At 73.0% G+C, this 21,098-nt stretch carries 25 protein-coding genes, 1 tRNA gene and 1 pseudogene; 12 read left to right on the forward strand and 15 right to left on the reverse strand.

What is annotated here, in order from left to right; translation table 11 throughout:
- Positions 1-10: 10 nt before the first annotated feature.
- Entirely contained in the window at positions 11-862 is an 852-nt protein-coding gene (locus tag SM452_RS20750; RefSeq protein ID WP_463840521.1) for an oxygenase MpaB family protein, read from the reverse strand.
- Between the two features lie 67 nt (positions 863-929).
- Positions 930-1,358, reverse strand: a complete 429-nt coding sequence (locus tag SM452_RS20755; RefSeq protein WP_194798708.1) for a Fur family transcriptional regulator — start codon at positions 1,356-1,358, stop codon at positions 930-932.
- A gap of 161 nt (positions 1,359-1,519) precedes the next feature.
- Here SM452_RS20755 and SM452_RS20760 point away from each other — a divergent pair, with 161 nt between their 5' ends.
- Complete coding sequence (locus tag SM452_RS20760) at positions 1,520-2,002, forward strand: DUF2231 domain-containing protein (RefSeq protein WP_262012651.1); 483 nt, start codon at positions 1,520-1,522, stop codon at positions 2,000-2,002.
- A gap of 10 nt (positions 2,003-2,012) precedes the next feature.
- Here SM452_RS20760 and SM452_RS20765 read toward each other — a convergent pair whose 3' ends face one another.
- The gene (locus tag SM452_RS20765; RefSeq protein ID WP_463840522.1) at positions 2,013-2,591 is read right to left on the reverse strand and encodes a hypothetical protein; all 579 of its coding nucleotides are present in this window, start codon (positions 2,589-2,591) and stop codon (positions 2,013-2,015) included.
- 185 nt (positions 2,592-2,776) lie between these two features.
- On the opposite strand from SM452_RS20765, the gene SM452_RS20770 reads away from it, so the two are divergent.
- A complete protein-coding gene (locus SM452_RS20770; RefSeq protein ID WP_463840523.1) occupies positions 2,777-2,950 on the forward strand; it encodes a hypothetical protein in 174 nt (57 codons plus the stop codon).
- A gap of 32 nt (positions 2,951-2,982) precedes the next feature.
- Here the strand turns inward: SM452_RS20770 and SM452_RS20775 are convergent, their stop codons facing one another.
- On the reverse strand, positions 2,983-3,459 hold the full coding sequence (locus SM452_RS20775) for a flagellar biosynthesis protein FlgA (protein ID WP_262012649.1): 477 nt from the start codon (positions 3,457-3,459) through the stop codon (positions 2,983-2,985).
- A 356-nt stretch (positions 3,460-3,815) separates the two neighbouring features.
- Between SM452_RS20775 and SM452_RS20780 the strand changes: the two genes are divergently transcribed.
- Entirely contained in the window at positions 3,816-4,034 is a 219-nt protein-coding gene (locus tag SM452_RS20780) for a hypothetical protein (protein WP_262012762.1), read from the forward strand.
- A gap of 62 nt (positions 4,035-4,096) precedes the next feature.
- On the opposite strand, the pseudogene SM452_RS20785 reads toward SM452_RS20780, so the two are convergent.
- Together SM452_RS20785 and SM452_RS20790 are read right to left on the reverse strand one after the other, a co-directional pair.
- A pseudogene (locus tag SM452_RS20785) lies at positions 4,097-4,225 on the reverse strand (FmdB family zinc ribbon protein); the annotation flags it as partial.
- 27 nt (positions 4,226-4,252) lie between these two features.
- Positions 4,253-4,900: a 5-formyltetrahydrofolate cyclo-ligase gene (locus SM452_RS20790; protein WP_410054891.1), complete on the reverse strand. Its 648-nt coding sequence runs from the start codon at positions 4,898-4,900 to the stop codon at positions 4,253-4,255.
- An 82-nt stretch (positions 4,901-4,982) separates the two neighbouring features.
- On the opposite strand from SM452_RS20790, the gene SM452_RS20795 reads away from it, so the two are divergent.
- The 7 genes from SM452_RS20795 (at position 4,983) to SM452_RS20825 (ending at position 12,100) form a co-directional block, all read left to right on the forward strand.
- On the forward strand, positions 4,983-7,172 hold the full coding sequence (locus SM452_RS20795; RefSeq protein WP_262012647.1) for a GGDEF domain-containing protein: 2,190 nt from the start codon (positions 4,983-4,985) through the stop codon (positions 7,170-7,172).
- A 9-nt stretch (positions 7,173-7,181) separates the two neighbouring features.
- Positions 7,182-8,171: a UTP--glucose-1-phosphate uridylyltransferase gene (locus SM452_RS20800; protein WP_262012646.1), complete on the forward strand. Its 990-nt coding sequence runs from the start codon at positions 7,182-7,184 to the stop codon at positions 8,169-8,171.
- The gene (locus tag SM452_RS20805; RefSeq protein ID WP_135243213.1) at positions 8,168-9,481 is read left to right on the forward strand and encodes a molybdopterin molybdotransferase MoeA; all 1,314 of its coding nucleotides are present in this window, start codon (positions 8,168-8,170) and stop codon (positions 9,479-9,481) included. Before SM452_RS20800 ends, SM452_RS20805 begins: the two co-directional genes overlap by 4 nt.
- Positions 9,482-9,533: 52 nt before the next feature.
- Complete coding sequence (locus SM452_RS20810) at positions 9,534-10,175, forward strand: GNAT family N-acetyltransferase (RefSeq protein WP_355514435.1); 642 nt, start codon at positions 9,534-9,536, stop codon at positions 10,173-10,175.
- A 169-nt stretch (positions 10,176-10,344) separates the two neighbouring features.
- Positions 10,345-11,127, forward strand: coding sequence for a divisome protein SepX/GlpR (gene sepX / locus SM452_RS20815; RefSeq protein WP_355514433.1), 783 nt, complete (start codon positions 10,345-10,347; stop codon positions 11,125-11,127).
- A gap of 189 nt (positions 11,128-11,316) precedes the next feature.
- A tRNA-Ala gene (locus SM452_RS20820) sits at positions 11,317-11,390 on the forward strand.
- A 122-nt stretch (positions 11,391-11,512) separates the two neighbouring features.
- On the forward strand, positions 11,513-12,100 hold the full coding sequence (locus SM452_RS20825) for a nucleoside monophosphate kinase (RefSeq protein WP_355514430.1): 588 nt from the start codon (positions 11,513-11,515) through the stop codon (positions 12,098-12,100).
- A 142-nt stretch (positions 12,101-12,242) separates the two neighbouring features.
- On the opposite strand, the gene SM452_RS20830 is transcribed toward SM452_RS20825, so the two are convergent.
- The 7 genes from SM452_RS20830 to SM452_RS20860 form a co-directional block, all read right to left on the reverse strand.
- A complete protein-coding gene (locus SM452_RS20830) occupies positions 12,243-12,938 on the reverse strand; it encodes a proteasome protein (protein ID WP_355514428.1) in 696 nt (231 codons plus the stop codon).
- A gap of 105 nt (positions 12,939-13,043) precedes the next feature.
- On the reverse strand, positions 13,044-13,661 hold the full coding sequence (locus SM452_RS20835) for a DUF6461 domain-containing protein (RefSeq protein WP_355514425.1): 618 nt from the start codon (positions 13,659-13,661) through the stop codon (positions 13,044-13,046).
- A 69-nt stretch (positions 13,662-13,730) separates the two neighbouring features.
- Positions 13,731-14,513, reverse strand: coding sequence for a methyltransferase domain-containing protein (locus SM452_RS20840; RefSeq protein ID WP_355514423.1), 783 nt, complete (start codon positions 14,511-14,513; stop codon positions 13,731-13,733).
- A gap of 10 nt (positions 14,514-14,523) precedes the next feature.
- Entirely contained in the window at positions 14,524-14,976 is a 453-nt protein-coding gene (locus SM452_RS20845; protein ID WP_355514420.1) for a hypothetical protein, read from the reverse strand.
- A 15-nt stretch (positions 14,977-14,991) separates the two neighbouring features.
- Positions 14,992-15,471, reverse strand: coding sequence for an SRPBCC family protein (locus SM452_RS20850; RefSeq protein WP_355514417.1), 480 nt, complete (start codon positions 15,469-15,471; stop codon positions 14,992-14,994).
- Positions 15,468-15,815 (reverse strand): ArsR/SmtB family transcription factor, encoded by a 348-nt coding sequence (locus SM452_RS20855; RefSeq protein ID WP_355514414.1) that lies wholly within the window; start codon positions 15,813-15,815, stop codon positions 15,468-15,470. Before SM452_RS20855 ends, SM452_RS20850 begins: the two co-directional genes overlap by 4 nt.
- A 27-nt stretch (positions 15,816-15,842) precedes the next feature.
- Complete coding sequence (locus tag SM452_RS20860; RefSeq protein WP_355514411.1) at positions 15,843-16,469, reverse strand: DUF1963 domain-containing protein; 627 nt, start codon at positions 16,467-16,469, stop codon at positions 15,843-15,845.
- Between the two features lie 176 nt (positions 16,470-16,645).
- On the opposite strand from SM452_RS20860, the gene SM452_RS20865 reads away from it, so the two are divergent.
- Positions 16,646-17,356, forward strand: coding sequence for a hypothetical protein (locus tag SM452_RS20865; RefSeq protein WP_463840524.1), 711 nt, complete (start codon positions 16,646-16,648; stop codon positions 17,354-17,356).
- Between the two features lie 25 nt (positions 17,357-17,381).
- Here the strand turns inward: SM452_RS20865 and rox are convergent, their stop codons facing one another.
- On the reverse strand, positions 17,382-18,809 hold the full coding sequence (gene rox, locus SM452_RS20870) for a rifampin monooxygenase (RefSeq protein ID WP_463840525.1): 1,428 nt from the start codon (positions 18,807-18,809) through the stop codon (positions 17,382-17,384).
- Positions 18,810-19,020: 211 nt separating this feature from the next.
- Positions 19,021-19,959: a helix-turn-helix domain-containing protein gene (locus SM452_RS20875; RefSeq protein ID WP_355514403.1), complete on the reverse strand. Its 939-nt coding sequence runs from the start codon at positions 19,957-19,959 to the stop codon at positions 19,021-19,023.
- Between the two features lie 94 nt (positions 19,960-20,053).
- Between SM452_RS20875 and SM452_RS20880 the strand changes: the two genes are divergently transcribed.
- The gene (locus SM452_RS20880; RefSeq protein ID WP_463840526.1) at positions 20,054-21,064 is read left to right on the forward strand and encodes a saccharopine dehydrogenase family protein; all 1,011 of its coding nucleotides are present in this window, start codon (positions 20,054-20,056) and stop codon (positions 21,062-21,064) included.
- Positions 21,065-21,098: the final 34 nt, after the last annotated feature.

Here is a 21,098-nt window from a genome sequence, read left to right on the forward strand (position 1 = left end):
TGCGGCACTGTCAGGCCGCGGCCAGGCGGGCGGCGCGCTCCTTGGCGGCCTGCTGCAACGGGCCCTCCCGGTAGCGCCGGGGCACCGCGGCCAGCGCCAGTCGCAGCGCCCGCGCGCTCAGGTCCGCCGACAGGGCGGTGGTGGGCAGGCCCAGCCCGCCGTAGAGCCGCAACGCCCACGGCGGCAGCATCCCCAGCGCGGTGGCGGCGATGCCGAAGTACGCCCAGCGCGGCGGCCCCAGGTTCAGGCCCACCCGCGCCGGCAGGCTGACCTTCCACGGGATCGGCGGCGCGGTCAGGAACACCGCCGTCTCGGCCGCCTCCCGGGTCATCCGCAACTGCGGGCGTACGTCCCGGTAGTAGTCCGCCACCTCGGCGGCGGTACCCGGCACGTCGTCCGGGTCCAGCCCGACCAGGGCCGCCGACCGGCGCTGCTCGGTGTAGTAGCCGTCCACCTCGTCGTCGGTGAGCGCCAGCCCCGCCCGTCGGGCGGTGCTCACGAACGACTCCACCTCGGTGACGTGCACCCAGCGCAGCAGGTCCGGATCGTCGACGCGGAACTCCTCACCGGTGAACGGGTCGGTGGCGCGCATCCGGGCGTGCCGCGTCCGCAGCCGTCGCCCGGCCGCCTCCGCCTCGGCGGTGGTGCCGTAGATCGTCGTCCCCACGTACGTCGCCGTGCGGACCAGCCGCCCCCAGGCGTCGGTGCGGTAGTTGCTGTTCTGCGCGACGCCGGCCATCGCGCGGGGATGCAGCGCCTGGAGGTAGAGGGAGCGCAGGCCGGCGACGATCAGGATCGGTTCCTCGTGCACCTTCCACGTGACCGATCCCGGACCGAAGAGGCCGAGGTCTTCGGTGTCCACCGATCAAGAGTGCCACGCGTCGTCGTCGGCCGTCCTCGGTGCGGCGGGCCGTCCTCGGCGCTCCGGTTCAGTCGTCGGCGGAGCGGCGGGACTGGCAGGCCGGGCAGAGGCCCCAGAAGGTCACTTCCGCCTCGTCCAGCTCGAAGCCGTGCGCCACGTTCGGGTCCAGGCAGGGGGCGCTGCCGACCGCGCAGTCCACGTCGGCGATCTCCCCGCAGCCCCGGCACACCACGTGGTGGTGGTTGTCGCCGACCCGGGCCTCGTACCGCGCGGGACTGCCGGCCGGCTCGATCCGACGGGACAGGCCGGCCCGGGACAGGGCGCCGAGCACGTCGTAGACGGCCTGGGTGGAGACCGAGTCGATCCGCCGGCGGACCCGCCGGGTGATCTCGTCCACCTCCAGGTGACCGCCGGCGGAGAGCACGTCCAGCACGGCGAGACGCGGCCGGGTGACCCGTAGGCCCCTCGACCGGAGCAGCTCCTCACCTGTGGACATGGATCCATGACAGCACGGGGCAGGCGGGCCGACAAGCGAGCGTTGTTCACCCGTGGCCGGGGCCACAGGTGAACCGGAGCCGCCACGCGTGCGTGTATCGAGGAAGGCGGCGTCACGCCGTACGCTGAGCGCGCCAAACCACCCACTCGCCGGAGGTGTCGGTGTTCAGGGAAATCAACGGTCTGCCGGTCCACGTGCTCGTCATCCACGCGGCGGTGGTGCTGGTGCCGCTGCTGGCACTGCTCGCCGTCGCGTACGGGGTGCTGCCCCGCTGGCGGCCCCGCCTCGGCTGGGCGGTCGCGGCGCTCGCCGTGGTCACCCCGATCGTCGCCTGGGTGGCGACCGAGTCCGGCGAGGAGCTGGAGGAGGCCCTGCGCGCGAAGGGCTACCCGCCGGACCGGCTGCAGCAGATCCACGAGCACGCCGAGTACGGCGACACGCTGTTCTGGTTCGCGCTCGGGCTCGGCGTGGTGGCGCTGCTGCTCGTGCTGTCGACGAGCCGCTTCGTCGCGGGCCGGAACCTGCCCCGCTGGCTACCGATCGTGCTCACCGTCGTGGTGGCGGTGCTCGCGGTCTTCGCGCTCGTGTACGTCTACCTGACCGGGGACAGCGGCGCCAAGATGGTCTGGGACGGCGTCGTCTGACCGCTGCGGGTCAGAACAGCACCCGCGAGCAGAGCAGGCAGGTGAGCAGCACCAGCACCACCGCCACGGCCGCCCCGATGCCGTAGGTGAGCCGCTGCGCGCGCTGCTCCGCCTGGTCCATCGCGGCCATGTCCTGCGGCGGGAGCCGGCGGGGCGGTGACGGCTGCACGTGTACCGGCGGCCGCCAGCCGGGCGGCGGAGGCGTGCTCGGCGGCGGTCCCGCGTATCCCGAGGGCGGCGGGCTGCCGGCGGGCGCGCCCCCGAACTGTGGGCCAACGGCGGGCGGGCCGGCGCCGGGCGTGCCCGGCCACGGGCCGCCGGCCACCGTCCAGCCGCCTGCCGCCTCCGGCCGGGCCCACGGGCTCTCGGTGGCCGCCTCGCGCGACCACGGGCTGGCGTTCCCGGCCGCCTCCGGGGTGCCGGCGGTTGGCCCGGTTGTCTCGACGCCCTCGGCGGCGGCCGGTTCCGCCGGGAGGGTGGCCGGTTCTGCTGGGAGGGCGGCCGGCTCGGGCTGCCCGGCGGGCCCGGCCGGTTGGTCCGGGCGTCGCCAGGTCTCGTCGTCGGGGCTGCCACCGCTCGGCGTCGTCACGCCGTCCGACGCTACCAACGCCCCGGGCCGGTCGGCCGCCCGACGCGTCGATCACCGCCACCCCGGCCCGTGGCGCCCGGTGTGTGGCGTTCCGACGGCTCCCGGCCCGGTACGGCCGGGCTCGGGGCGATCCGGCCGGTCCGGAGATCGAGCCGGCGGCCCGTTCGGCGGTATCGTTGCTGATCGTGACCGAACCCGCCATCCGGACACCGCGCGACGACGACCGCGTGGTCGACCTCAGCGACGACTTCGTGGTGCTGCCCGAGCAGACCAGCGACGACACCGACCGTGGCTGGGGCGAGCGCCCCGGCGGCAACGACGACTGGCTGCTCGCCGAGCGTCCCCCGCACTGGGGCTGATCGCGCCGCGGCGGGCTGCTCGCCGGCTCGCGTCAGCCGCGTACCACCACGGCGAAGCGGCTGCCTTCCGGCAACCCGACCGCCCGCCGGGCCTGCTCCGGCGGCAGCGCCAGGTAGAGCGCCGAGGAGCCGTCGACCGCTCCGGTGGCGCCGACCACGTCGAGCACCAGGGCGCGTGGAGCCAGCAGCGTGGGGTCGGGCGTACCGCCGGCCGGCACGACGAGCAGGTCGACCCGGGCACCCGGGCGCAGCACCGCGAGGGCGGCCGGCTCGGCCAGCCGGATCGGTACGCCGACCGCACCGGCCGGCAGGGCGGGGGTGCCGCCGGACGGCGACGCCGTCGCCGAGGCGGCCGGCAGGACACGGGGTGGTGGGCAGGACGGCGGCGTCTGGAGCACCGCGGCGGCCAGCCCCAGCAGCACCGCGACGAGCGTCACCCGCAGCAGCGTCCGGCGCCGGGGCAGCCCGCGCCAGCGGACCGGACGCAACGTCGCCTCGCCATCCGTCACCGCTGCCTCCCACCGCCGGCCGACCATCCGACCGCAGGCTAGGCCCCGCCGCCCGGCTCCCGCCGCCCCACCGCCCGCCCCTGTGGATAACCCGCCCGCTTGTGGAAAACCGTTCCCCGGGACCAGCGCGGAGGCCCGGTGCGGCCGGGACCGCCAGCTCGGGGAGGTTGCTGCTTCCGGGCCGGCGGATGCAGCAACCTCCCCGAGGTGGCGACCATTCGCCACCTTCCGACGCAGCAACCTCGCCGAGGTGGCGAGCATCCGCCACCGGCCGATGCGGCAACCTCGCCGAGCCCGGCGAGCATCCGCCGCGAACGGAACGTGGCCGCCCCCGAGCGGGAACGGCCACGTGTCGCGTGCGAGCAGCGGGTCAGGACGAGCTGGACGCCGCCGGTGCCTTGCTCGCCGTCGACCCGGAACCGGACGAAGAAGACGACCCGGACGAGGAAGACGAGCCGGACGACGAGGACGAGGAGTCCGACGACGACGAGGACGAGGACGACTCGGACTTGGCCGGATTGCTCGTGGTCGAGGAGCCGTTGTCGGAACCGGACGAACGGGAGTCCGTACGGTAGAAGCCGGAGCCCTTGAACACGATGCCCACCGAGTTGAAGAGCTTTCGCAGCCGCCCCTCACACGCCGGGCACTCGGTCAGCGGCTCGTCCGAGAAGGACTGCACCGCCTCGAGCTGGTGGCCGCACGCGGTGCAGGCGTACTGGTACGTGGGCACGTTCTCCTCCGGATCTTCGGCACGGCCTTCTGGCACTCGTGGTCTTCGAGTGCCAATGGTGCGTCATGACCCCCGCATTCGTCCAGCGGAAGCGCCCGGCCCCACACCCGGGACCGCCACCAGCCCGTCCGCCGGAGTGATCACACAGTGCACCGGGCGGTCGTGCGGCAGGGCGGGCACCGCCTCCACCAGTTCGCCGTCGTGCAGCAGTGCCACCGTCGGCACCGTGGCGGGCACCCGGGCCAGCGCGCGGTCGTACGAGCCGCCGCCGCGGCCCAGCCGGATACCCCGGCGGTCCACCGCCACCGCCGGCACCACGACCAGGGCGGCTCCGGCCACCGCGGTCCGCCCCCGGGGCGGTGCGGTCGGCTCGCGCAGACCCCGGCCGGCGGCGCGCAACGACTCCGGGCCGGTGTAACGGGCCCAGTCCAGGTCCAGGTCCTCGCGCAGCACCGGCAGCAGCAGTTCGGCGTCGGGCGGCAGCGCGGCGAGCAGCACGTCCGGCAGGTCGTGCCCGCCGGGCTCGGAGGCGACCGGCACGTACGCGCTCATCCTGGCCGGGCGCAGGCGGCGTACCAACGTCACCAGCTCGGCCTGGACGGCGGCGGCCGCCACCGCGCGGTCGGCCGCGGACAGCGACCGGCGCGCGGCGAGTAGCGCGATGCGCATCTCCCGCTTCGCATCGTGCGCTTCATCCGAAAATTCCGGCACGCAACACTCCTGACGCAACGCTTGCCTAATGGTCGCTCTGTGTCAGCATCGCACCAAGGGAGCGGAACTTCCGGGGGGAAGATTGACGCTACGCGGGCGGTTGACGGCGGCTTTCCTCGCGGTGGTCCTCGGCCCCGTCCTGCTCGGCGCGTTCTTCGTCGGGACCACGCTCAGCGCCGTCGACCGCAGTCGTGCCACCGAACGGCTGGGCCTGGCCGCGGCCGGTGTGCGTACCTCGATCGACGCGCTCTGCCAGCAACTCCGCGCGGCCGCCGACGCGGTCGCGCTGGTCGGCGACCCGGTCGTCCGGTCGCGCGCGGCCGACCAGGTGGTCGCCCGAGGGCTGGCCGCCGCCGTGCTGATCGCCGACGCCGCCGGCCGCACCACCTACACCACGCCGGACGGACCGGCCGGGCGCTGGCAGGACTGCGCCGGCGCACCAGCCACCGGCGTCGCGGCGCTCTCCGCCCAGGTCCGGCTCCGCGACCCGGCCGGCACCGACCTGGGCGCGGTCGCCGCCGCCCAGCCCGTCGACCGGGCCTTCGTGGCGCGGCTCGCCGCCGTGACCGGCGTCGGGGTCACCCTCCTCGACGACCCCGGCGGCATCACCCACACGACCGAGGACCAGGGGGTACGCGCAGCGGTGCTGGCCGCCGCCGGCAAGGCGGACGGGAACCGGGTGACAGGCACCGGCGACGGCCGGTACGTGCGGCGGGTCGGTCCGTCTCCCGGTCAGCCGCTCCCACTGGTGCTGTCGGTGCCGGGGGAGCGCGCGCCCGGCCTGTACGGGGCGCTGATCGCCGCCGTCGCGCTCGCCGCCCTGCTCGCCGTGCTGGCGGCCTGGCGGCTGGCCCGGGTGACCACCCGGCCGCTCGGTGAGCTGGCCGGCGCGGTGGACCGGGTGGCACGCGGCGACCTGAGCGCCCGGGTGCCGGTGCGCAGCCGCGACGAGATCGGGCGGCTCGCAAGCGCGTTCAACCGGATGACCCGGGAGACCGGCACCTACGTGACGGCGCTGACCAGCAGCCGCGACCAGCTCCGCAACCACCTCGCGGTGCTCGGTGACACGCTCGCCAGCACGCACGACCTGCAACGCATCCTGCGGGTGATCCTGGACAGCGCGATCGCCGCCACCGGCGCCCGGGCCGGCGCGGTGCTGCTCGTCGACGGCGACGGCGTCCTCGTCGGCCGGTGCGTGGAAGGGCTGACCGGGCGCTGGCCGACGAGCGACCCGGCCGACCCGGCGACGCTGCGGGTCGCGGTCGGCGCCGGGGTGCTCGGCGCGGTGGCCGCCACCGGCGAACCGCTGCGCGGACGGTGGGCGCCGCCGGACACGCCGACCGGGGAGCCGACCTGCGAGACGTACGTGGCCGTGCCGTTCGCCACCCCCGGCGGCACCGAGCCGCGCGGCCCGGACCGGCCCGGCCACCCGCCCGCCGACGGCGACCCGCCCGGCTCGGCCTGCGCGGCGCTCGGCGTACTCGTGCTCTACGACCGGCTCGGCGGGCACGGGTTCCACGACGACGACGTGGTGACGCTGCGGACGTTCGCCGGGCACGCGGCGGTCGCGGTGGAGAACGTCCGGGTGCACGAGGAGGCCCAGCGGCTCTCCCTCACCGACCCGCTGACCGGGCTGTGGAACTACCGCTACCTGCGTGAGTCGATCCGCCGCGAGGTGGAGCGGGCGAACCGGTTCGGCCGGATGCTCAGCGTCCTCGCGCTCGACCTGGACCGGTTCAAGAACGTCAACGACACCTGGGGCCACGCCGCCGGGGACGCCGTGCTGGTCGAGTTCGCCCGCCGGGTACGCGGCGTGATCCGCGAGGTGGACCTGGCGTTCCGGCAGGGCGGCGAGGAGTTCGTGGTGCTGCTGCCGGAGACCGACGCCCGGGGCGCCACGATCGTCGCCGAGCGGCTCGGCGCGGTGGTACGCGACCAGCCGGTGACAGTCGAGGGGAGCGGCGACGAGCCGGTGCGGGTGCCGGTGACCGTCTCCATCGGCATCGCCGTCTACCCGGACCACGCCGCCGGCGGCCAGCAGGTGCTCGACGCCGCCGACGACGCGTTGTACGCGGCGAAGGCCGCCGGACGCGACGGCTACCGGCTCGCCCCGGCGCCCGATCCGGTGCCCACCCAGGAGATCCCGGTGGTGGCCGCCGGTGTCAGCCCGCCGGACGGGCTGCCCCGGGCCGGCGCGGCGGACCCGGCGGGCACCGTCCAGGGCGGCGCGTCTTCCGGTCCTCACCCGCCGCGGCAGAGCCGTGGCCGATAGTCTCGCGACATGTCGGAGCACTCAGCGAACCCCTCAGCGACCCCCGGTCGCTCCCGCGCGGTCAAGGCCGTGATCCCGGCCGCCGGCCTGGCCACCCGGTTCCTGCCGGCCACCAAGGCGGTTCCCAAGGAACTGCTGCCGGTCGTCGACCGCCCGGTCCTGCAGTACATCGTCGAGGAGGCCGCGCAGGCCGGCATCGACGACATCCTGCTGATCACCGGTCGCGGCAAGACCTCGATGGTGGACCACTTCGACCGCCGGCCGGACCTGGAGGAACGGCTCGCCAAGAAGCCCGAGCTGCTGGCCGAGGTCAAGCGCACCGAGGAACTCGCCGCGATCTACACGGTCCGCCAGCCGGAACAGCTCGGTCTCGGCCACGCCGTCGGGTACGCCGAGTCGCACGTCGGCGACGCGCCCTTCGCGGTGCTGCTCGGCGACGAGTTCGTCAAGCCGTCCGAGCCGCTGCTGCCGGCCATGCTGGAGCTTCAGGCCCGCACCGGCGGCGTGGTGCTCGCGTTCTTCGAGGTCGACCCGGCCGAGACCAGCCGGTACGGCATCGCGTCGGTCGAGCCGGCCGAGTCGGAGTACGCCGACATCGCCGAGGTCGTCAAGGTCACCGGCATGGTGGAGAAGCCCAGCCCGGCCGACGCCCCCAGCAACCTCGCCGTCCTCGGCCGGTACGTGCTCCCCGGGAGGATCTTCGACGCGATCCGGCGTACCCAGCCGGGCAGCGGCGGCGAGATCCAGCTGACCGACGCGATGGAGCTGCTGCGTACCGAGGGGGTGCCGGTGCACGCCATCGTCTACCGGGGCACCCGCTACGACACCGGCATGCCGCTCGGCTACCTCCAGACCGTGGTGCAGATCGCCGCCGAGCGGGACGACCTGGGCGCCGAGTTCCGCAAGTGGCTGACCGAGTTCGTCAACAACGGTGACGAGACAGTCACCGCAGCCGTCCTCAACGGCATCCGCGACGCGTCCGGCGGTGCCGATACATGACCGCGACGGCCGACGCCGAGGCGGCCGCGAACGAGTTGACGCCGCTCGCCGACTACCTGGGCAGTGTGCTGCGCAGGTTACGCGCGCTGCCTCCACTCGACCTCGACCTGACCCAGGCATACGGCAACGTGCTCGCCGAGGACGTGGTCGCCCCGCACTCGTACCCCGCCTTCGACCAGGCGGCGGTGGACGGGTACGCCGCGCGCTGGGAGGACATCTCCGGTGGGAGTCGGGGGCCGGGCTACGTCCCGGCCCCCTCCGGTATGCCCGGCGGCCGCAGCATCCGCCTCAACGTGGTGGGTGACCTGGGCGCGGCGAGCTGGCGGCCGGTCCGGCTCACCCCCGGCTCCTGCTTCTCGGTGGCGGCGGGCGCGCCGCTGCCGATCGGCGCGGACGTGGTCGTCCCGGTGGAGTGGACCGACCAGGGCATGGCCGCCGTCGAGATCTTCCGCGCCCCCAAACGGGGGTACGGCCTGCGCCGCGCCGGCGAGGAACTGGTCGCGGGCACGCTGCTCGCCCGCGCCGGCGCGTACGTCTCACCGGCCCTGGTCGCGGTGTTCGCCGCCACCGGCATCGGGCACGTGGTGGTGCGGCCCAGCCCGCGCGTGGTCATCGTGGCGACCGGCGACGAACTGGTGGACGTGGGCCGGGGCAGCCAGCCCGGGCAGGTGGTGGACACCAACTCGCACGCGCTGACCGCGGCGGCGGCCGAGGCGGGCGCGCTCGCGTACCGGGTGGGGATCTGCGACGACGACCCGGAGGCGCTGCGCGGCCTGCTGGAGGACCAGACGCTGCGCGCCGACCTGATCATCACGACCGGCGGCACCGGCACCGGCCCCGGCGACATGGTCCGCCGCATCCTGTCCCGTCGCGACGGCGGCCGGGCCGGGCCGGTCACCTTCACAGAGGTGGCCCTCTATCCCGGAACGGCCCTCGGGTTCGGTACGGTCGGCGCCGAGGAGGTGCCGGTGGTGTGTCTTCCCGGTGAGCCCGGCGCGGCGCTGATCGGCTTCGAGGTGCTGGCCCGGCCGGCCATCCAGCTGCTGGCCGGGGCCGAGCCGGTGTTCCGGCCGAGCGTCCGCGCCCACCTGCTGGAGACGGTCTCGTCCCCGGTGGGCCTGCGCGAGTTCCGGCCCGCGCACGTGGCCGAGCGGCGCGGCGGCGGGTACACGGTGCAGCCGCTCGCCGGTGGCCCGTACACGCTGTCCGGCCTGTCCGACGCGAACGGCCTGCTGGTGCTCGGCGAGCGGGTCACCACCGCCGCCGCCGGGTCTACGGTGGATGTTCTCCTGCTGGACCGGCGCCGGTGAGCGCGAGGAGTGAGCTTGCGAGCCCCGCAGTCGCGAGCGAAAGGCCGGCTCCGTGAGGTTCCGGCGGGCGCCGGGGTGGCCGGCGGTGCTGGTGGACGGTCCGGTGGTGCTGCGGCCGTACCGGCGATCGGACGCCACCGCCTGGTCGGAGATCCGGCGGGCGAACCGGGAGTGGCTGGCGCCGTGGGAGTCCCATGTGCCCGGCGGCTGGTACGAGACGAACTCGCCCGCAGCGTTCCGCCTGGTGCACGCCGACCAGCGCAAGTCCGCGCGTACCGGTGAGGGCATGCCGTTCGCCGTCTGCCTGCGCGAGAACGGGCAGGAGCGGCTGGTCGGCCACGTGAACGTGGGCAGCATCGTGCGGCGGGCGTTCTGCTCCGGGTACGTGGGCTACTGGGTGGACTCCCGGGTGGCCGGTCGCGGCGTGATCCCGACCGCTGTGGCGCTCGCCGTGGACCACGCGTTCGGGCCGGGCGGTCTGCACCGGATCGAGGTGAACATCCGGCCGGAGAACACGCCGTCCCGGCGGGTGGTGGAGAAACTCGGCTTCCGCGAGGAGGCCTATCACGTGCGCTACATGCACATCGACGGCGCGTGGCGCGACCACATCGGATACGCGATGACGGGCGAGGAAGTAGTAGCCGAGGGCGGCTTGCTGGCGCGGTGGCACCGCGTACGTGACAACCGCCGCTGAGGCGAACGCCCGGCGCGGCGCACTGTGAACCGGGTCGGCGGCCCGTAACCTCAAGTAACTGCAAGCTGTGGCAAGCGCTGCCCGCCCGCACGAAGTGCGCCGTAAACGACGGTCGACGGAAGAAGTTGCGGCGGTCGGCGCTCGCCGGAGAACTTTGGTGACGGGAGGGGTGAGGGTGCCCACGTCGGTGCTCCTCGCCGTCCTCGCCGCCGCCGGTCTGCTCGCCCTCGCTCCGGCGCTGGTCCGCCGGTACGACGCCACCGAGCGGCTGGTGGCGGAGCGGGCGCAGTCGACGGCGCGGGTGCTCCAGCGCCGGCGTCGACGGCGCACCGTGCCCGGGCGGCGACCGCTGCACCCGCCGCGCTCCCTCGTTGTGACCCTCAGTGAAGACTTCGACACGGGTAGTCTTGCCCGTCCGGTCTCCGCGCCGCCGCTGCGCCGGCGCTCCGGGCGACTCCGGCCCGTCTCCGCGGTGCCGGCCCAGTCCCGCCGACGGCACCCGCCCCGCCGACGGCACACCCCGGCGATCTACCGCCGGCGCCGGGTGCTGGCCGCGCTGCTGCTGCTCAACCTGGTCGAGCTGGGCGGCGTGGTGCTCGTCGGACCCGGGTTCTGGATCAGCGTCTCGGTCACCGGCACGCTGCTCGTCGCGTACGTCGTACACCTGCGGCAGCGTGCCCTGGCCGAGCGCCGGCGGCGGCGTGCGGACGCCCGCGAGGCGGCCTGGCTGGCCGCCCGCCAGGCCGAGGTGCGCCGCGAGCAGGCCCGGCGCGCGGCGGCCCGGCGGGAGGCGCAGCGCCGGCTGGCCGCCCAGCGCGAGGCGGTCCGGCGTACGGCGATGGGGCTGGACCGTCCCGCGGACCTGCCACCGGCGGCGAGCGGCGGCTCGGTGTCCTACCGGCGGGCAGGTGGCCTGCGCGGACGCCCCTACCAGTCCGGCCGAGGCGCCTGACCGCCTCGCCCGCCTCGTCGCGCGCGGTTCCTTGGCGATCTTGGAAGCTTTGGGTCCCTCCGGGGGCCTTTTCCTTCCAAGATCTACGGGGCGGCGGGGCGGTTCGCGTCGTGGGGGCGCGACCTGTTAGCCTTGTCGTCGGCCCGCCCGGTGAAAGCCGGGTGGGACCGACGCTGGTTCGCCGGCGGAGGGGCTGTGGCGCAGACCGGTAGCGCACCTCGTTCGCATCGAGGGGGTCAGGGGTTCAAATCCCCTCAGCTCCACCCAGTTCAAAGGCCGTTTCCGCCAGTCGGAGACGGCCTTTTTCGATCTCGTACGGGGCAGCCCACCGGAACCACGTACACTGCTAGCTTGGCTCTCTTCGGCGCACAACAGGGAAGCGCACATGCCTGACGTGGCCCTCATCGCCGGGCCGGTCATCGACCTGGCTTCCGCTGCGTCGGCGCTGGCAGGCGCCTTCGGCCTGCAGGTCGTCAGCGCAGGCAATGTCTTCCGCGAGCATGTACAGCAGCAGACTCCGCTGGGCGAAGAGGCGAACGGTTATATGCAGGCCGGACAGCTTGTCACCGACGAACTGATGGTCAGAGCCGTCGCCGGCGCACTAGCCGACGTCGACGGTGGCTGGGTGCTGTACGGCTTCCCTCGCACGATCCGTCAGGCCGAGTTGCTGACGCGGAGCGGCCATGTTCCCGACACAGTGATCGAACTCGTCCTGACTGAGGACCAACTCCACCTCGCCGTTCAGCGCCGGGTGGAACGACGGATGGAACTCGATCCCCAGGTCGCCGTGCGACGCCAGGAACTCCTGCTCACCTACGCGCATGCACAGGAGAACCACCAGGCGCAGATGGAGCCGTTGCGCGACTACTACCGTGCCCGTGGCCTGCTGCAGACCGTCAGCGGCTTCGGCGATTCCGAAGACGTAGCAGTCAGATTGATCCCTGTCGCCTGCCAAGGCCAACGCCGTCCGTGAAATCGAGCAGGTAGGCCGGGCGGCGGGCGAGGCGCTTCCTCACGTTGTCAGGGCGGCCCTGAATGGGCCGCACGCGCTACCACCTGGGCGCGCGGCCCTTGCTCCGCCGGCGTTCCGAAGCTGGCCGCCCAACACGCCGCCGTCAGTCGAACAGGCCGTCGAGCGCCTTCTGTTCGAGGTCGCGCCAGCGCTCGGCGTCCTTCAGCGCCTTGGCGATCTCCTTCTCGTCGAGGTGGTGGGCGCCCTCCTCGCGGATGCACGCGACGCTGAACGGCCCGCCGACCGACGGCGAGGTCCGCTCCAGGGCCTCCAGCACCCGCACCACGCCCACCACGCCGTACTCGACGGGGCGCGTGGTCATCCGGAAGTGGGACAACAGCGCGCCGGCCTGCTGGGCCATGGGCGCGCCGGAGCCGATGGCGTGGAAGCCCACGTCCTCGTAGCGGCCGATCAGACCGTTGGGGTTGATCTCCACGATCCACGGCCCGCCCTGGCTGTAGCCGGCCGCGAGCAGGTACGCCGACACCCCGCCGCCGCTGCCCTCGCCCGGTACGTCCGGGATGTAGTTCTCGTAGTGCTTCTTGAAGACGGGCAGGACGCGCTCCTGCAGCTCGTCGCCGATGTCCGGTGCTTCGAGGATGGCGGTGGCCGAGTCCTGGAGGAGGGGGCGCAGGTCGTTGAGCACTCCCCGCGCGCCGCTGCCGCCCCAGGCGGCGCAGTCGCCCAGCGGGTGCAGCTTCTGGGCGGGGAAGCTCAGACCGCGGTCGCTCTCGGTGATCTGGGAGTCGGCGCCGATCACCACCCCGTCTTTGCAGACAACGGCGAGTACGACGGTCATGAGGTCCTCCTGGGCAGGGGTGCGGGGTTGGGCGCGACGTACCCGGCATCCCGCTTGCCTACACCCCGGCAGGTGTCGGCCCGCTCACTGCCCCGCGGAGTCGGGTCAGTGTTTCCGAGGTATCGGGGCAGTGCCGCACACGTACGTCGCTGACTCGAGAAGCTCTGGAGTCAGCCGGACCCCGGTGAGGTGCTCAGCGAGGGCGAACGCCGCCTCCGTGTTGACCGAGTAGTCGGCGTCGTCATCCTCGCTGAGGTCGAAACCGGCCTGCCGCATCGCCTCCACCAGGCCGTCGGGGTCGCTGCCGTCCCGGTGTGCAGGAAACAGCGGCTCGAAATGCAGTCGAAGGACTCCGTCGTCGAGCCAGAAGAAATGATCGACCGCGTTGACGTTGCGGAAGTGGGACACCAGGCGAGTTCCTCGGGAGAGCGGGACGATCACCTCGTCGAGGGTGCCGAGGTAACCGTTGGGTTCGATGGCGAGTGCCCAGTCACCGGCCGCGGTCACGCCGACGAACGCCCGCTCACCGTCGTGGTCCTTCCATGCGTCGTACGCGGGTTCGAGCAGCTCCGCAGCACCTCGCACAAGGGACTCCTGCCGCGCGCCCAGTCTGCCCAGCAGCTCGTCCGGCGTCAGCCCTTCGACCAGCGTCAAGCAGTAGGCCTCCATCAGGCCAGGGAAGCGGTCAGTCAACCAGGCGTAGTCCGACGCGGTAGCGCTCACGTCCGGATCATCGCAGGCGCCACCGACACTCCTGACGGCCGCGGCTCAGCGGGTTGGCCGGCGTCCGACTCAGGTGACGTCGGCCGCGGTGAGGAAGAACGTGACTGCGTACGTGAACCGGCCCGCGTCGACGGCATGGTCGAACTGGTCTTCGAACGCGCGAGCTTCGCCGGGTTGGAGTACGCCGCGTTGAGCCGCTGTGGCGGCCCAGCTGCGCAGGCCCAGAACGTTGTCGGCGGCGGCCGGGTCGCGAACCAGCAGCGTGCGGGGCTCGACGGTGATGTCGGCCAGGCCGAGCGTGGCGAGAATGCCGGCGTGCTGGTGGGCCAGGGTGCCGTTGCGGAGGAGGACGTCGGCCCGGAACCGCAGCACACGTCGCGCCAGATCCTGGTCGGCGATGTCGAGCACCTGCGTGTCATAGTCGGGGTCCGCGAGGACGATGCGGCCACCCGGCCGGACGACCCTGACGAGTTCCCCGATCGCGGCGTGGGGATCGGCGAGATGTTGCACGGTGCGGTCGGACCAGGCACCGTCAAAGGAGTCGTCGAGGAACGGCAGCCGGTGGGCGTCGGCGACGGCGCATCGCGTCAAGCCGCGCGCCTGCATGGCGGCAGCCATGGTGACGGCGCGGTCCACTGTCACCACGTCGGCGTCGTGTTCGTCTCGAAGGTGGACCGCACTCGCCCCGGTGCCCGCACCGACCTCGACGTAGCGCCGGCCGGGCGCCGGGTGGAGCAACTCCCGGACCCGATGCTGATATGCCTGGTAGAAGGGCTCGTCGGTCAGGCGGTCGAGTACGCCGACCCACGAGTCCGGGTCTGGCTGCCGGTCGACATCGGTGAACCCGTGCACGGTCCGGAGCCTAGTGCGCCGCCGCCGGCTGATCCGGCAACCGCGTGGGGTGCATCGTGAGGTGGATCAGCCCGTGCTCCTCGTGCACCGTGCAGCTCAGTTCGTAGGGATCGGCGGCGCCGACGTGGAAGACGAGTGTGACTCGATCCCGTACGAATCTCTCCGTGTCGATGGGCTTGCCGAAGACGCCGGTGATGTCTTGTTGATCCAACCCTGCCCGGAGGGGGAGTCCGAGCGCGTCGAGCATGCGTTGAGCCGTCGCCTCCGGCAGGGCCGCGAGGTCGATCGCTACCGAACGCGTTACGCCGGGATCCGACTCAAGGCGAAGCCACTCGGTGAAGCCGGATGCCTCCCCGACCCAGCGACGCCCCAGGTACTCCCAGCCGCGAAGCTCCTCCAGGTCTTCCGCCGCCAGGAATTGGGCGAGGTGAAGCTGGCCGAAGGCGTCATGCGAGATCCTCAACGGGGTGCCCCGTCGCTATCCGGCCTCGGTGAACAGGTCGGCGTAGCGGGCCAGGTACAGCGGCCAGCCCTGATCGTGGCCGACGCCGTCACGAACCGACTCCCAGCCCGGACCGTGCCGGTCCAGGTTGCGGTGCTCCAACTCGACCCGGGTGCGCTGCGGTGTCTCGGCGACGAACCGGACCTCGACCTCGCTGGCGTTGTCCAGATCCTGTTCGAGCTGCCATGCCGGGCTGATGTCCCAGCTGAAGACGAGCCGGTCCGGCGGCTCGAAGACGAGGATCCGCGCCCAGGCGCACTCGCTGCCGTCCTCGGCGCGGTCGTAGATGTGCCCACCGACCTTCGGCTCGAACACCGTCTCGGCGATCGGCGACGACAGCAGGTTGTGCTCCTTCGGCTTGAAGTCGCCGAACCGCTCCGTGAACACCGCGAAAGCCCGCTCTACCGGCGCGTCGACCACGATCTGCTGCCGCACCACCGCATCCGTTCGACTCATGATTCCTCCTCGTCAGGGCGCTCGGCGACATCCTTGAAGCCGTCCAACGCGCGGCTCCAGTAGGTGTCGAGCTGATCTCGTAGGGCGGCCACGCCGGCGGGATTGAGCCGGTAGACACGCTTTGTGCCCGCCGTGCGGTCCGTCACGAGGCCGGCGTCCTTCAGCACCCGCAGATGCTGCGACACCGCCGGCCGGCTGACCGGCAGCACCGCGGCCAGTTCGCCGACCGCCCGCGGCTGCTCCGCGAGACACGCGATGATCGCCCGCCGCGTCGGGTCGCCCAGGGCGTCCCATCCGTCCTCGGTTCGGTAAGTCCCCACGAACGGTAAGCTATGGCTTACCATTGGCGTTCGTCAAGCCTGAAAAGCAGGTCACTGTTGCCACAGGAACGCCGCCGTCGAGCACGGCCGGCAGCGGAATCCGTACCCGCAGCCACCGCCACCGAAGTTGAAGCCGGTGCGGTGATCGTGGCCTTCCTCGAGCTGGACGACGAACGACATGGGCAGGGCGCAGGCGGGACAGGCGGGCGTCTGGTCGAACTGGAGCCACGCCGGCAGTCCGCCGAGTTGCCCGAGGACGTCTCGCAGCGGTCGGCCGGACTCACTGCGCCACCGTTCGCGCGCCTCGTCGTAGCCGTCGGAGTCCTGCATCGGCACGTACGTGACGGCGGACGTCTCGGCCGCCAGGACGGTGTCGCCGGAGGGCACGGCAGACGGAGCCAGCGCCCCGGAAGGGAAGACGAACGCGCGATTGCCGCCGGCGGCCGCATCCCACTCGTCGCACAGGCCCGGATCGTTCTGGCACATGAAGATCGACAGGAGTTCGTTGTCGGCCGCGTCGATGTCGTCGAGCCGGACCTGGGCCAGGAACTGCATCGGCCCGTCGCACTCCCCGCACAGTGGCCAGTCGAAGCCCGCGGGCACGAGCGGAACACCACCGGTACGCGTGCCGGGCGCATCCGGCGCCGTGTCACCGCTGTAGATCATCAGAACCGTCACGCGGCGCAGCATAGGGGAGCGCGGATGCGCTCGGACCCGCCCGGCACCCGGCCCGCAGCCGGGCGGCCGGCTGGAGTCACGTCCGTTGGTAGCCTGACGCCTCCCGTACGACGGATGGAGTCTGCCCGGTGCTCAGGATGGTGCTGCGGAGGCTGGGCGCGGCGGGCGCGGTCTGCGTGGTGGCCGCGTGCGGACCCTCGACTGCCGATCCAGCGGATCGTTCGGCGGGCGAAGCCGTCCCCGCCACGGCCCAGGCGATCGGCACGCCCACCACCGGGCAGCCGTCCGCGATTCCGGCGACCGGCGGCGCCGGCTACTCCGCGTCGTTGTCGGCGCGGCTGGTGACCGCTGACGCGCTGCCACCGGGATTCACTGTGGACATCGCGACGGTCATGGCTCCGGATGCGGGCCGGCAGCGCCCCGGGCCCGAGGTGCCCTGTGCGGACATGATTCCGCTGTTGTCGGCCAGCCGGCTGACCGGCACTCCGTCGGCGATGGCCGCCGCCACAGTCAGCTCTGCCGAGGGCCCCGACTACCCGTGGGTGGCGAACGAAGTCCTCCGGACGTACGCCGACGACGGCGCCCGAGGGGCGATGGCGGACCTGCGGACGTTTATCAGCAGGTGCCCCACCGTCGCGTCACCGAGCCAGGACGGAGGCAGCTACCGTTTCGCGGTGGTACCGGGGCCGCGACTGGGCGACGAGAGCATGCGCGTCGACTCCAGCACGAATTCCGGATCGATCATCCTGGAATGGGACAGCATCCTCGTCCGGCTCGGCACCACCCTGGTGGTCGTTCATGAGCAGGGCAACGAGCCCGGCGGCGACGATCACCTTCCCCGACTCGCCGAAGCCGCGCTGCGCAGCTACCAGACGACCGGACCCTGAACGCCCTCGGGCGTTCGGCGGCAGCTCACCTCGTCGCGCCGCCGAACCATCTGGTCAGCGCATCCTCCAGCGTCTGCTGGTCGTCACCCACCCAGACCACGTGCCCGTCCGGCCGCAACAACACCGCCGGCACGTCCAGCTCGTCGCCGGTGCCGGCGACGTGCCCGACCCGGTCGCCCCAGCCGTCGACCGACAGCTTCCCGGTCCCGTCGAGCAACAACCCACCGCCGGTACGCATCAGCTCGTACAGGCGTCCCTCCCGCAGCGGTACGTCGCGCAGCCGCCGCCCGAGCAGGGCGTGCCCCTCGCCGACGTCGTACCGGACGCTGATCGCGGTGACCTTCTCGATCAGGAAGCGGTTGACCTCGTCGAAGTCCATGAGCTGCGTCAGCACCTCCCGTACCGCCTGCGGTCCGGGCTCGTTCGTGGTCAGCAGCATCTGCGCGCGGGTGTTCGTCAGCACGTCGGCCGCGACCGGGCGCCGCTCGGTCTCGTAGGTGTCGAGCAGGCCGTCCGGCGCCCAGCCGTTCACCGTCGCCGCCAGCTTCCAGCCCAGGTTGAACGCGTCCTGGATGCCCAGGTTGAGCCCCTGCCCGCCGAGCGGTGGGTGGACGTGCGCGGCGTCGCCGGCCAGGAAGACCCGCCCGACCCGGTAGTGCTCGGCCAGGCGGGTCGCGTCGCCGAACCGGGACAGCCAGCGGGGGGAGTGCACGCCGAAGTCGGTGCCCGCGTACGCGGTCAGTTGCCGTTTGAAGTCGTCGAGTGTCGGCGGCACCGACGTGACGTCGGCCGCCGGTACGACCACCCGGAACACGTTGGGCCTGCCGGACGGCCCGAGCCCGAACCGCTTCTCGGTGCGGCGTACCTCGGTCATGATCCGGGTGATCTCGTCCGGCGGCGCTGTCACCTCCATCTCGCCGAGCAGCGTGTCGACTCTCGACGGCTCGCCGGGAAAGCCGACGCCGAGCAGCTTGCGGACGGTGCTGCGCCCGCCGTCGCAGCCGACGACGAACCGCGCCCGCAGCGGCGGCACGCTCGCGTCGTCGAGGTGGACCGTCACGCCGTCGTCGTCCTGCTCCAGCCCGGTCACCGCAGTGCCGCGCCGGATCTCGGCGCCGACCTCGGCGGCGTGGTCGGCGAGCAGCCGGTCGGTGAGCGTCTGCGGGATGCCGAGGACGTACGGGTGGGCGGTGTCCAGATCGGCGGGCGCGGGCTTGTCGATGCCGGCGAAGAATCCCCGGATCGGGTGCGTGCCGCCGTGTTCCCGGAACCGCTCCAGCAGCCCGCGCTGGTCCATCACCTCGATGCTGCGGACGTGCAGCCCGAGCGAGCGCACGTACGGCGGCGGCTCGGCGTCGCGCTCCAGCACGAGCACGCCGACGCCCTGAAGGCGCAGCTCACTCGCCAGCATCATGCCGGTCGGCCCACCGCCGACCACGATCACGTCGAACACATCTTCCCCCGTGCCGAGAGTCAGGCGACCGTCCCCTTCGGTGGCACGAAGCCGCCGGAGAGGGAGCGGATGCGTGCCACGAGCGCAGCGACGATCGGCTGGTGGTCGAATCGACCATAGCCGCCGTGCCGGAAAGCGCGGGCCTCGAAGAACAGGCAGGCGCGCAACCCGGTGGTCGGGTGGCCGACGCTACAACCGCCGGGCAACCCGGTCAGCCGCGGCGGAACGTGCGGCGGTAGGTGTCCGGCGGTACGCCGACGGTGCGCTGGAAGTGGCGGCGCAGTGTCGTCGCCGTACCCATGCCTGATGCCTCGGCGACGGCGTCGATGCCGTCGTCGGTGTTCTCCAGCAGTTCCTGCGCCCGGCGGATGCGCTGCGTGGCCAGCCACTGCGACGGCGTGGTGCCGGTCGCGGCGGTGAAGTGCCGGACCAGGTTGCGGGTGCTCATGGTCGCCTGGCGGGCCAGGTCGGCGACTGTGAGCGGGCGGTCCAGCCGCGCCATCGCCCAGGGGAGCAGTGCGGCGAGCGGGTGGTCCTCGCGGGCCGGGACCGGGGTGGTGACGTACTGGGCCTGGCCGCCCGCGCGGTGCGGCGGCACCACCAGGCGGCGGGCGACGGCGTTGGCGACGGTCGAGCCGTGGTCGCGGCGGATCAGGTGCAGGCACAGGTCGATCGCGGCGGCCTTGCCGGCGGAGGCGAGTACGTCGCCGTTGTCCACGTAGAGCACGTCCGGGTCGACCTGCACGCGTGGGTAGCGGGCGGCGAGCGCGCCGGTGTGCGCCCAGTGGGTGGTGGCGCGCAGCCCGTCGAGGATGCCGGCGGCGGCGAGCACGAACGCGCCGGTGCAGAACGAGACCATCCGTGCGCCCGCCTCGTGCGCGGCGCGGACCGCGTCGACCAGGTCGGACGGCGGCTCGGCGTCGGTGTCCTCGATCGCCGGGACGATCACCGTGTGGGCGCGGGCGAGGTGGTCCAGCCCGTGGTCGGGCGTGACCGCGAACCGGCCGACGCCGACCGGGCCGGGACCGCAGACCACCAGGTCGTACCAGGGGTCGGCCAGGCCGGTCGGGTCGCGCACGAAGATCTCGCAGGCCGCCGCCAGCTCGAAGTGCAGCATCCCGTCGGTGGCGGCGAGCGCGAGCAGGGTCATGTCCGAAACTGTACGGGCATTGGCGTTTGAGCCACTGTCCCGGCTCTCGGTTCCCGGCGAGGATCATTCCAGTCGATCTTCGAGGGGGAACGTCATGCAGGTGGCGGTGTTCGGGGCGTACGGGCACACCGGACGGTTCGTGGTGGCGGAGCTGCGGGAGCGGGGATACGAGCCGCTGCCGGTGGGACGCGACGCCGGGAAGCTTGCGGCCGCGTTCCCGGGGGCGGCGCAGCGGGTGGCGTCGGTCGACGACCCGGCCACGCTGGACCGGGCGCTGGCCGGGGTGGCGGCTGTGGTCAACTGCGCCGGGCCGTTCGCCTCGACCGCCGGGCCGTTGATCGAGGCCGCGTTGCGGGCCGGGATCCCCTACGTCGACGTGGCGGCCGAGATCGAGGCGAACCGGGACACGTTCGCCCACTACGCCGAGCGCGCCGAGGCCGCGGGAGTCGCTGTGGTGCCCGCCATGGCGTTCTTCGGCGGGCTGGGCGACCTGCTGGTCACCGCCGCGATGGGGGACTGGACGGCGGCCGACGAGGCGCACGTCGCGTACGGACTGAGCAGCTGGCACCCGACGGCCGGGACGGTCGCCTCCGGCGTCGTCTCGCGCGAGCGCCGCGACGGCCGGCGGGTCCGCTTCACCGACGGGCGCCTGGTGTACGCCGACGGCGACCTGCCCCGGCGGGACTGGGAGTTCCCGGCGCCGCTCGGTGTCCGGCCGGTGCTGGGCGAGTTCACCATGGCCGACGTGGTGACGGTGCCGAGCCACCTGGACATTCCGGAGGTGTGCACGTACATGACCGTAAACGCGGCGGGGGACCTGGCCGCCGGGGACGCTCCGGCCGCTGTTGACGAGCGCGGCCGGTCGGCACAGACGTTCACCGTCGACGTGGTGGTGCGGTCGGGCGACGTCCGTCGACGGGTGGTGGCCTACGGGCAGGACATCTACGCGGTCAGCGCGCCACTGGCGGTCGAGGCGCTTCACCGGATCCTGACCGGGCGGACGCGGGCGACCGGTGTCGCCTCGGCCGGGCGGATCTTCGACGCGCCGGACTTCCTGCGCGCGCTGTCGGCGCACCTCACCGTCGAGACGCTGCCGGCCGCCTGACCCGCTTCCCCGTATCCACGTCCGCCGATTGACA

The organism is Micromonospora sp. SYSU B005 (assembly GCF_055362685.1).

Coding starts and splice junctions, on each gene's coding strand:
- SM452_RS20830 (WP_355514428.1), bottom strand. CDS start 12,938: ATGACCGTCGTACTCGCCGTTGTCTGCAAAGACGGGGTGGTGATCGGC.
- SM452_RS20800 (WP_262012646.1), top strand. CDS start 7,182: ATGTCGGAGCACTCAGCGAACCCCTCAGCGACCCCCGGTCGCTCCCGC.
- SM452_RS20755 (WP_194798708.1), bottom strand. CDS start 1,358: ATGTCCACAGGTGAGGAGCTGCTCCGGTCGAGGGGCCTACGGGTCACC.
- SM452_RS20825 (WP_355514430.1), top strand. CDS start 11,513: ATGCCTGACGTGGCCCTCATCGCCGGGCCGGTCATCGACCTGGCTTCC.
- SM452_RS20850 (WP_355514417.1), bottom strand. CDS start 15,471: ATGAGTCGAACGGATGCGGTGGTGCGGCAGCAGATCGTGGTCGACGCG.
- SM452_RS20880 (WP_463840526.1), top strand. CDS start 20,054: ATGCAGGTGGCGGTGTTCGGGGCGTACGGGCACACCGGACGGTTCGTG.
- SM452_RS20875 (WP_355514403.1), bottom strand. CDS start 19,959: ATGACCCTGCTCGCGCTCGCCGCCACCGACGGGATGCTGCACTTCGAG.
- SM452_RS20805 (WP_135243213.1), top strand. CDS start 8,168: ATGACCGCGACGGCCGACGCCGAGGCGGCCGCGAACGAGTTGACGCCG.
- SM452_RS20855 (WP_355514414.1), bottom strand. CDS start 15,815: ATGGTAAGCCATAGCTTACCGTTCGTGGGGACTTACCGAACCGAGGAC.